Origin of the sequence: Acinetobacter sp. YH12135 (assembly GCF_013418565.1) — a bacterium.
In the GTDB taxonomy this organism is placed as follows: Bacteria; Pseudomonadota; Gammaproteobacteria; order Pseudomonadales; family Moraxellaceae; genus Acinetobacter; species Acinetobacter towneri.
Genome location: NZ_VPBU01000038.1, coordinates 1 through 8505, shown reverse-complemented (window position 1 = coordinate 8505; position 8505 = coordinate 1). Strand labels below are relative to the sequence as shown.

6 protein-coding genes and 1 pseudogene are annotated in these 8505 nt (G+C 41.6%); 4 read left to right on the top strand and 3 right to left on the bottom strand.

All coding sequences use genetic code 11. The features are described from left to right. The 3 genes and pseudogenes from FTU70_RS13880 to rimI all read left to right on the top strand — a co-directional run. A pseudogene (locus FTU70_RS13880) lies at positions 1–126 on the top strand (elongation factor Tu); the annotation flags it as partial. Between the two features lie 501 nt (positions 127–627). Then, positions 628–1509 (top strand): metal-dependent hydrolase, encoded by an 882-nt coding sequence (locus tag FTU70_RS13875; protein ID WP_004975282.1) that lies wholly within the window; start codon positions 628–630, stop codon positions 1507–1509. A gap of 106 nt (positions 1510–1615) precedes the next feature. Continuing rightward, positions 1616–2074, top strand: a complete 459-nt coding sequence (rimI, locus tag FTU70_RS13870; RefSeq protein WP_004975283.1) for a ribosomal protein S18-alanine N-acetyltransferase — start codon at positions 1616–1618, stop codon at positions 2072–2074. Between the two features lie 40 nt (positions 2075–2114). Here the strand turns inward: rimI and FTU70_RS13865 are convergent, their stop codons facing one another. The 3 genes from FTU70_RS13865 to trxB all read right to left on the bottom strand — a co-directional run bounded on the left by FTU70_RS13865 (position 2115) and on the right by trxB (position 4747). After that, complete coding sequence (locus FTU70_RS13865) at positions 2115–2930, bottom strand: arginyltransferase (protein ID WP_004975285.1); 816 nt, start codon at positions 2928–2930, stop codon at positions 2115–2117. Between the two features lie 24 nt (positions 2931–2954). Next, positions 2955–3686 (bottom strand): leucyl/phenylalanyl-tRNA--protein transferase, encoded by a 732-nt coding sequence (aat, locus tag FTU70_RS13860; RefSeq protein WP_180060773.1) that lies wholly within the window; start codon positions 3684–3686, stop codon positions 2955–2957. 107 nt (positions 3687–3793) lie between these two features. Beyond that, positions 3794–4747, bottom strand: coding sequence for a thioredoxin-disulfide reductase (gene trxB, locus FTU70_RS13855; RefSeq protein WP_004975288.1), 954 nt, complete (start codon positions 4745–4747; stop codon positions 3794–3796). 341 nt (positions 4748–5088) lie between these two features. Between trxB and FTU70_RS13850 the strand changes: the two genes are divergently transcribed. After that, a complete protein-coding gene (locus FTU70_RS13850; RefSeq protein ID WP_180060774.1) occupies positions 5089–8277 on the top strand; it encodes a DNA translocase FtsK in 3189 nt (1062 codons plus the stop codon). Positions 8278–8505 lie beyond the last annotated feature (228 nt).

The window sequence follows — 8505 nt, the reverse complement described above, 5'->3', positions numbered from 1 at the left end:
GGTGACAACGTTGAAATGTCAGTAGAATTAATCCACCCAATCGCAATGGACCCAGGTCTACGTTTTGCGATCCGTGAAGGTGGTCGTACTGTAGGTGCGGGTGTTGTTGCTAAAGTAACAGCATAATCACTTTATAGTGTGAAAAAGCGCTCCATTTGGGGCGCTTTTTTTATGGCTGTATTTTGTGTGCTAGTTTCCAGGTGGATGAAAGCTTGTCCTACTGTATTGATGGATGAAATAGCTGTTCTTTAAACCTTGAATCAATCTAAAACCATTTTATGAACATTCTTTTGCTGCGGTTTAGTTGCCTTTTTTTCTCTTACATCATAAAAATAATTTTGCTGTCTAATTATTCTTGCTCTTACGTCATAAAAAATCATCGTCTATTTTTTACTCTTGCGTCGTAAAAATAATTTCATTGTCTATTTTTTACTCTTGCGTCACAAAAAATAATTTCACTTATCATTATTTTTTATTCCTCATGTCCCGAACTGACAACTCACTGTCCTTAACTGCACTTAAATACCGCACAGAAAACCGTAATATGAACTCATACCGAAAAATAAAAAATATAGCGGGTTACAGGAAATGAATGACTTCATTGTTGTAACCTCAGGAGTGAGCAACATGAATGCTAAAGTGAGTATTAGTGAACGTGCAGGGGCGAGTTTTCCTGTCCGTCGAATGAATTTCAACTTTGATGCTGTACCTGAATATTGGATGAATGGTAATGCAGGTCTAACGCATTTTATGACTGCATTATCTGCGTTATTTCCCGCAGGTGAGAAGTTCTTTATAGACAGTGTGCGTGCTGTGCGTTATCACCCAATGCTGAAAGACAATGCAGATTTACAGAAAGAAATCAGTGCATTTATTGGACAAGAAGCCATGCACACGCATGAGCATGTCGGTTTTAATGCCTCTGCACAGAAATTTGGGCATGATGTTGATACTTTGGATTGTTATACAGATACTGTGATTCAAACTACACGCAAATTTATGGCAAAGTTGGCTAAACCGATTGGCATTACACAGAAAATGGTAGATTTAACTGCGACCACTGCGCTAGAACATTTCACAGCTACGATTGCCTCACAATTATTGACCAATTCACATATTCAAGAATTGATGACCGATGACACCATGAAAACTATGTGGTTGTGGCATGCGATTGAAGAAAACGAACATAAAGCTGTTGCGTATGATGTATTTGAAGGTGTGTTTGGCAAAGGTCTGAAAGCCTATGCACTACGTACAAGTTCTTTGGTTATTTCGATGCTGACTTTATTTTTTGTACAAAACTATTTTTTGTGGCGTTTACTAAAACAAGACAAGCAGTTGAATTTGGAAAATTTACGCATGATTTATCGTTATGCCTATAGTCCATCTAAAGGGATTATTACAGGCATGGGCAAAGAAATGTTGTTCTATTTCAAACCGAATTTTCATCCTAACGATTTTGATACCACAACATTATTAAATACTTGGAAAGCTAAATTAGGCTTTTAAACTTTTCCTTTTGGTCAGGCAACGTAAGTTGCCTTTTTTTTTGCTCGATTTTTTTGTCGTGAAATCTATAATGCCTACATCTTAGAACAGCACAAGATCATTTCTTATGATTCGTTTAATGCAAGCCCATGATGTCGCCGATGTGGTTGCGATTGAAAATTTGGTACAAAGTCATCCGTGGAGTGCCAAACAATTTGCCGAAGCGGTAGAGAGTTATCACAGTACCGTGATTGAACATGCAGGGAGAGTGGTGGGTTTTTGTATTTTGCAACCTGTGTTGGATGAAGCAAATTTGTTGTTGATGGCGGTGCATCCAAGTCAGCAAGGCAAAGGTTTAGGTTATCAACTGCTAGAACATTCTATTGCAGGTTTGAAAAACCAACCTGTGCAGATTTTTTTAGAAGTACGTGAAAGTAATTTAGCTGCGATAGCCCTGTATGAAAAGTCAGGTTTTCATCAAATTGATTTACGTAAAAATTATTATCCTAAAACGGATGGCACACGGGAGCATGCCATTATTATGGTGAAATCTTGTAGCGATGATTTTGCCAGTTTGTTTAAGTGAATCTGATCGATGCAAAAATCAGTATTGCATCATTACATTTTTATTTGATGATGGAGTTATTCCAGCCTAAGGGCAGCGTGGTCATTAAGGAGTTTCCCAATTGCTGCACCTCATCGGTATTTAGGCTGCGGTTAATGCGTCGCCATTGACCATCAAGCAGTAGCTCAAGGGGCACATATTGCGATTTATAGTTCATTTTATTGGAATGTGGTACCCAATAACCTAAGTAAACATATTGCAGTCCCAAATGCTGTACCTGTTCAATTTGTTTTAATACCGCAAATGTTCCGAGTGAGCGACGACTTTCGTCTGGGTCAAAAAAGGTATAGACCGCAGAAATACCATCATCTAAATAATCACAGGTCGATACTGCAATTAAGCGATCATCTTGCCAAACCTCTAAAAAGAAGCTGCTGGTACAACTGTGGATTAGGAATTTTTCAAATTGGTCACGGCTGGCAGGGAACATATCGCCATCGGCATGTCGTTCATTGATATAGCGTTCATACAGCGCATAATGCAAATCACCTGCATCTTGTGGCTTGGTGATTTTGATCTGTAAATCGTGATTGCGTTTCCAAGCTTTCTTTTGCGTGCTGTTCATTTTAAATTCAGCGACAGGAATACGTGAAGAAAGGCATTGGCGGCACAAATGGCATTCAGGACGATAGACAAAATCGCCACTGCGACGAAAACCGACCCGAGAGAGTTCAGACAAAGTCAGCACATCAATTTTATGTGCAGGATCTAAAAAAACCATCCGCGCAGATTTTTCAGGTAAATAGCTGCAATCATGCGGCGGAGTAATGTAATACTGCAAATCATTTAGCAGGGATTTTGGGTGATATGAATTCATTTTCAAGATCCCTCTCTGTTATTGTCATTCAAGTAGGCGCGCATACTGCGCTATTGTTTTACTTGAAAATACACTGTCCTGATATTTTTTCCAATTGATTGCAGGCTGTTTTACAACATCTTGTAACGATTTAAGATAGTCTTGGCGAGAAAGTGTACATGCTCCGAGACTGATTAAATGGTCATTGACCAATTGGCAGTCAATCCAAGGCAATTGTTGTTCTTGTCCGAGCAGCATCAAACTATAAAATGCCATTTTAGATACATCGGTACGATGGCTAAACATGGACTCGCCAAAACAGCCCTTGCCAATGCTGCCCCCATACAAACCGCCGACCAAAAGATCTTGCTCCCAAACTTCGACACTGTAGCCATAACCTGCTGCAAAAAGCTGACTGTAACCTTGAATGATCTCTTCAGAAATCCAAGTTTCATTGGCATAGCTACGGGGCAAGGCACAATTGCGAATTACCTGTTCAAAGGCATGATTGATAGTAATGCGATAATCTATTTTTTTCATGTTGCGGATTAAAGACTTACTCGGCTGATAATGTTGCGGAATAATTACGCAACGTGGCTCAGGACTCCACCAACAAATAGGATCACCTTCTGAAAACCATGGAAATAAGCCATGTGTATAGGCTTCATATAAGGTTGAAGGGGAAAGGTCTGCACCTACACAAATCAAGCCTTCACCCTCAGGATCAACTTCAATGGGATCGGGGAAAATGAATTGTGAAGCCGGGAGCGTGTGCATATCAATTGCCGTATGAAGTTTTACGATGAACTTGATTTCATCATACCTAAAAATGCCGTGATAAAAAAACCGCTCAAGGAGAGCGGTCTTTAAACTTGGTCACTAAATTATTCACCAAGTGCATCTAAATATTTTTCTGCATCCAAAGCTGCCATACAACCTGAACCTGCAGAAGTAATCGCTTGGCGATAAATTGAATCGGCCACATCACCTGCAGCAAATACGCCAGCCACAGAAGTTTGAGTCGCATTGCCTGAAGTGCCGCTTTGTACTTGGATATAACCATCACGCAAGTTCAATTGACCTTCGAACATGCCTGTATTCGGTTTGTGACCAATCGCAATGAATAAGCCAGACACATCAACAATTTGAGTAGAGCCATCAGTGGTTGATTTTAAACGTACTGAAGTTACGCCTGTGTTGTCGCCCAAGACTTCATCAACTTGGTTATTCCAAAGAATACTGATTTTGCCTTCTTTTTCTTTGGCAAATAAATGATCTTGCAAGATTTTTTCAGAGCGAAGTGAATCACGACGATGCACCAATGTCACGTGTGATGCAATGTTAGACAGGTATAATGCTTCTTCAACAGCCGTGTTACCACCACCAACGACCATCACTTTTTGGTTTTTGTAGAAGAAACCATCACAGGTAGCACAAGCACTTACGCCTTGACCCATAAATGCTGCTTCAGATTCTAAACCTAAATATTGTGCAGTCGCACCTGTGCAAATGATTAAAGCATCACAGGTAAATTCTTCCATATCACCTTTCAGTACAAATGGGCGCACATTCAGGTTTACTTCATTGATATGGTCATACACGATTTCTGTGCCAAAGCGTTCCGCATGAGCTTGCATACGTTCCATTAACGCTGGGCCTGTTAAACCTTCAGGATCACCTGGCCAGTTATCAACTTCCGTAGTTGTGGTGAGTTGACCACCCAATTGTAAGCCTGCAATTAAAGTCGGTTTTAAGTTGGCACGTGCAGCATATACTGCAGCACTATAACCTGCAGGGCCTGAACCTAAAATAATTAAACGTGAGTGACGAGCGCTCATGCACAGCATCCTTTTTTTATTTAGAAATTTATGGAATTATACGTGAAACAGGATGAGTTTGCTGTGTGATTAAAGTTGATATTACTGATCATGTAAATCGATTTGAGCTATATAGAAAAAGTTAACAACACACTTCAATAATCTTGCATCTTTTTCTAGGCAACACATGCATAATAGAAGGTCTGTTATAATTTATAGCTTGCTGTGTGGTGAAGCTTGCATCGTGAAATGCAACTTAAATGACACAGCTAAATGAAATACAGACGCTCCGAATCAGGTGGCTTTTTAAGACCATCGAACAAACAAAAAACATTGATGAAGAATTGGCGACAGGACAATATATGACTGCGGTGTCGGGTGCTTATGCACATCGCTTAATAGCGACATTATTTTTGGTCTCTTTTGGAATATATCTGTTCCTTGCAACGGTGACCTATACTCCATTTGACCCAGGTTGGATGCACATTTCCAGTGACACCCAACAGGTTTCAAATGCGAGTGGAATCGCAGGTGCGTGGATTGCCGATTTACTGTTTGGCTTTTTAGGTTGGGCGAGTCTGCTTCTTCCTGCTTATTTTTTTATTGAAGCCTTACAAGTCTGGTGGCCACGTAGTTTTTTAAACCGTCCATTTCGTTATGCTGCACAATTCTTCATTTTATTGGCAACAGCAAGTTTGCTGTATTTATTTTGGCAAGTACCTGCCGATACGTTAGACAATGCCTCAGGCGGCATCATTGGTTTTGAACTTGGGAAAAGTTTATCGCAAATTTTAACCATTTATGGAGCAACACTTTTTTTAGTCGTCTTTTGGATTTTCTTATTTACCCTCGCATTTGGGGTGAAGTGGAACAGAACGTGGGCAACTTTAAAAGCTACACCTGCTTATCTGCAAGATTTGTTCTATCGCAATGTACCTGAAGCAGAATCTGACTTTGACCGTTCTACACCACAGGTGAAAAAGACCGTTGTCGCTGCTGCACCTGTGGTTGCTGTTGAAGTGGTATCAACTGATTTAGAAGCAGCAAGTGAACCCGTGGTTGCACAGGCGAAAGAAGCTGAAACAACTGCACCACATCCTGCGGCAGAGCGTATGTTTAATCACATGCAGCAACGTGAAGAAGAAGAGCAACAGGCGCAGCAACAGCTATTGGTGCAAGATGAAATTGATGATGTTGAGTTAGAAAAAACCATCGAAAAGGCGCATCGCTTAGAACAAGACAGCCAGCGTATTGTTGCGACAGGCGAAGTGTGGCGTGCTTTACAAGAAAATACCGACAGTCAGCATAACCAAGACATTCATGCATTATTACGTGCTTCTGAAGAACTAGAGCCACATCTACAATCGAATCCTTTTGATGAAGTGCGTCCTGCATCTACGGCATCTCAAGCCACTGCAAAATCTTCGTTAGATTGGGATGATGATCAAATTTTTGATGAATTGCTCGCAGCAGTTCCGCAAGGCAAAGCTGCAAGTGATTTACACAGCCCATTCCAAAACAGCGGGGCAATGGATACTTTAGATGAGTCTGTGACCCAGCAAGAAACAGTGCATCCGCACTCGAATCCTACGGCTCACAATTTTAACAATGATCTCAGCAGATTTGAGTCAGATTTTAACCCGCCATCGTCAAGTGCTTCGAATACGCAAAATCATGCTGTACGCCAAGAGCGCCATTTGCAGCATGATTTAGACAGTTTAGATGACTTGTTGGTGGATGATCTTTTGGGTGATGAGTTACAGCAAGATGCATTTCAAGATCAAGCGCCTGTAGCGCGTAGTACCAGTAGCTATGCACAAAGTTCTGCTTTTGTTCAGGCACCTATTCAGACGGCAGCCACTGCCGCAGTGATGGCAAACGCAGCGACTGCTACACAGGCTGAACAAGCAGAAAAAGTGGCGTTATCCAAAGAAGCATTTATCGAAGCTTGGCAGGAAACCGCAGGCAAACCACTAGACGAAGATGACTTTGATTTTGATGCGCCGCTGACCGATGCACATGGTCGTCCGATGTCACGCGCCATGCAGGTTGCAGAAAAACGTCGTGATTTATCGCCATTACCGGGTTTGGACTTGCTCGATAAAGTCGATCCAAACAAAAAAGTGAACTTCACCGCAGAACAATTATCGCGCTTGTCGGAATTGCTGGAAATTAAATTACAGGAATTTAATGTCAAAGCCAAAGTGGTTGAAGCACAGCCTGGTCCTGTCGTGACCCGTTTTGAGCTGGATTTGGCACCTGGGGTCAAAGCTTCAAAAGTAACCAATATTTCTCGTGACTTGGCGCGTTCAATGTCGATGGCATCGGTACGTGTGGTCGAAGTGATTCCAGGCAAACCGTATATTGGCATTGAAGTACCGAATAGTTCACGTGAAATGGTACGTTTGATTGAGTTATTACAAACGCCTGCTTTTGAAGATCCAAACGGCATTTTATCTATGGCGATGGGGAAAGACATTTCAGGCAATCCTGTGATTACTGAATTGGGCAAAGCACCACACATGCTCGTAGCAGGGACAACGGGTTCAGGTAAATCAGTGGCAGTGAACTCGATGATTTTGTCGATGTTGCTGAAATACAAGCCTGATCAATTACGCTTAATTTTGATTGACCCGAAACAATTGGAACTCGCCAACTATAACGATATTCCACACTTATTGACGCCTGTAGTGACTGATATGAAAGATGCCGTCAGCGCTTTAAATTGGTGTGTCAATGAAATGGAACGTCGTTATAAGCTAATGTCTTTCCTGAAAATTCGTAAATTAAGCGACTATAACCGTAAGGTTGAAGAATCTATTGCCAATGGTGAAGATTTAATTGATCCAACTTGGAAGCCGGGAGATTCAGCAACGCAAGAACGTGCACCGCGTTTAACACCATTGCCATCTATTGTGATTGTGGCAGATGAGTTTGCCGACATGATCATGCAAGTGGGCAAGAAAGCGGAAGAAATGATTACCCGTTTGGCACAAAAATCACGTGCAGCAGGGATTCACTTACTCTTAGCAACTCAGCGTCCATCGGTGGATGTGATCACAGGTCTAATTAAAGCCAACATTCCAACCCGTGTAGCTTTGCGTGTGAACTCGAAAATTGACTCACGTACTATCTTGGATGCGGGCGGTGCAGAAGACCTGCTTGGTCATGGTGATATGCTATTTTTAGGGCCGGGTAAAATTGAGCCAGAACGTGTGCATGGCGCATTTATTTCGGATGATGAAGTCAACCGTATTTGTGATGCGTGGCGTGAGCGTGGCGATCCTGACTATGTCGATGAAATCTTGACGCCATTTGATGAAGAACCATCTTCACGTGGTTTTGAAGATGGTGAAGGCAGTCCAGACCGTGATGTGTTGTATGATCAGTGTGTAGCATTTGTTTTGGAAACACGTAAAGTGTCGACCTCATCTTTACAGCGCAAATTTAGCTTGGGCTATAACCGTGCGGCACGTATTGTCGATCAGATGCAAGAGCAAGGCATTGTGAGCGAGCAAGGAGCAAATGGGAAACGTGAAATTTTAGTGTAAAGCTTTCACTTTCTGTTTGATTTTGAATCAAGTAGTGCTATAAAAAAATCCCGCAATTCAATTGCGGGATTTTTTCTTTTTACACTCAATCTTTTTGGCTGAATTGTAAGCATCCGGCTAACACAGCCTTACCAAGCGATCCTATAAGCCTTAATTTAGTTCCCACCTAAAAACAAGTGGGGACTTAATCCATGAACATGGATATATATTCAGCAACACCTCCTGTTG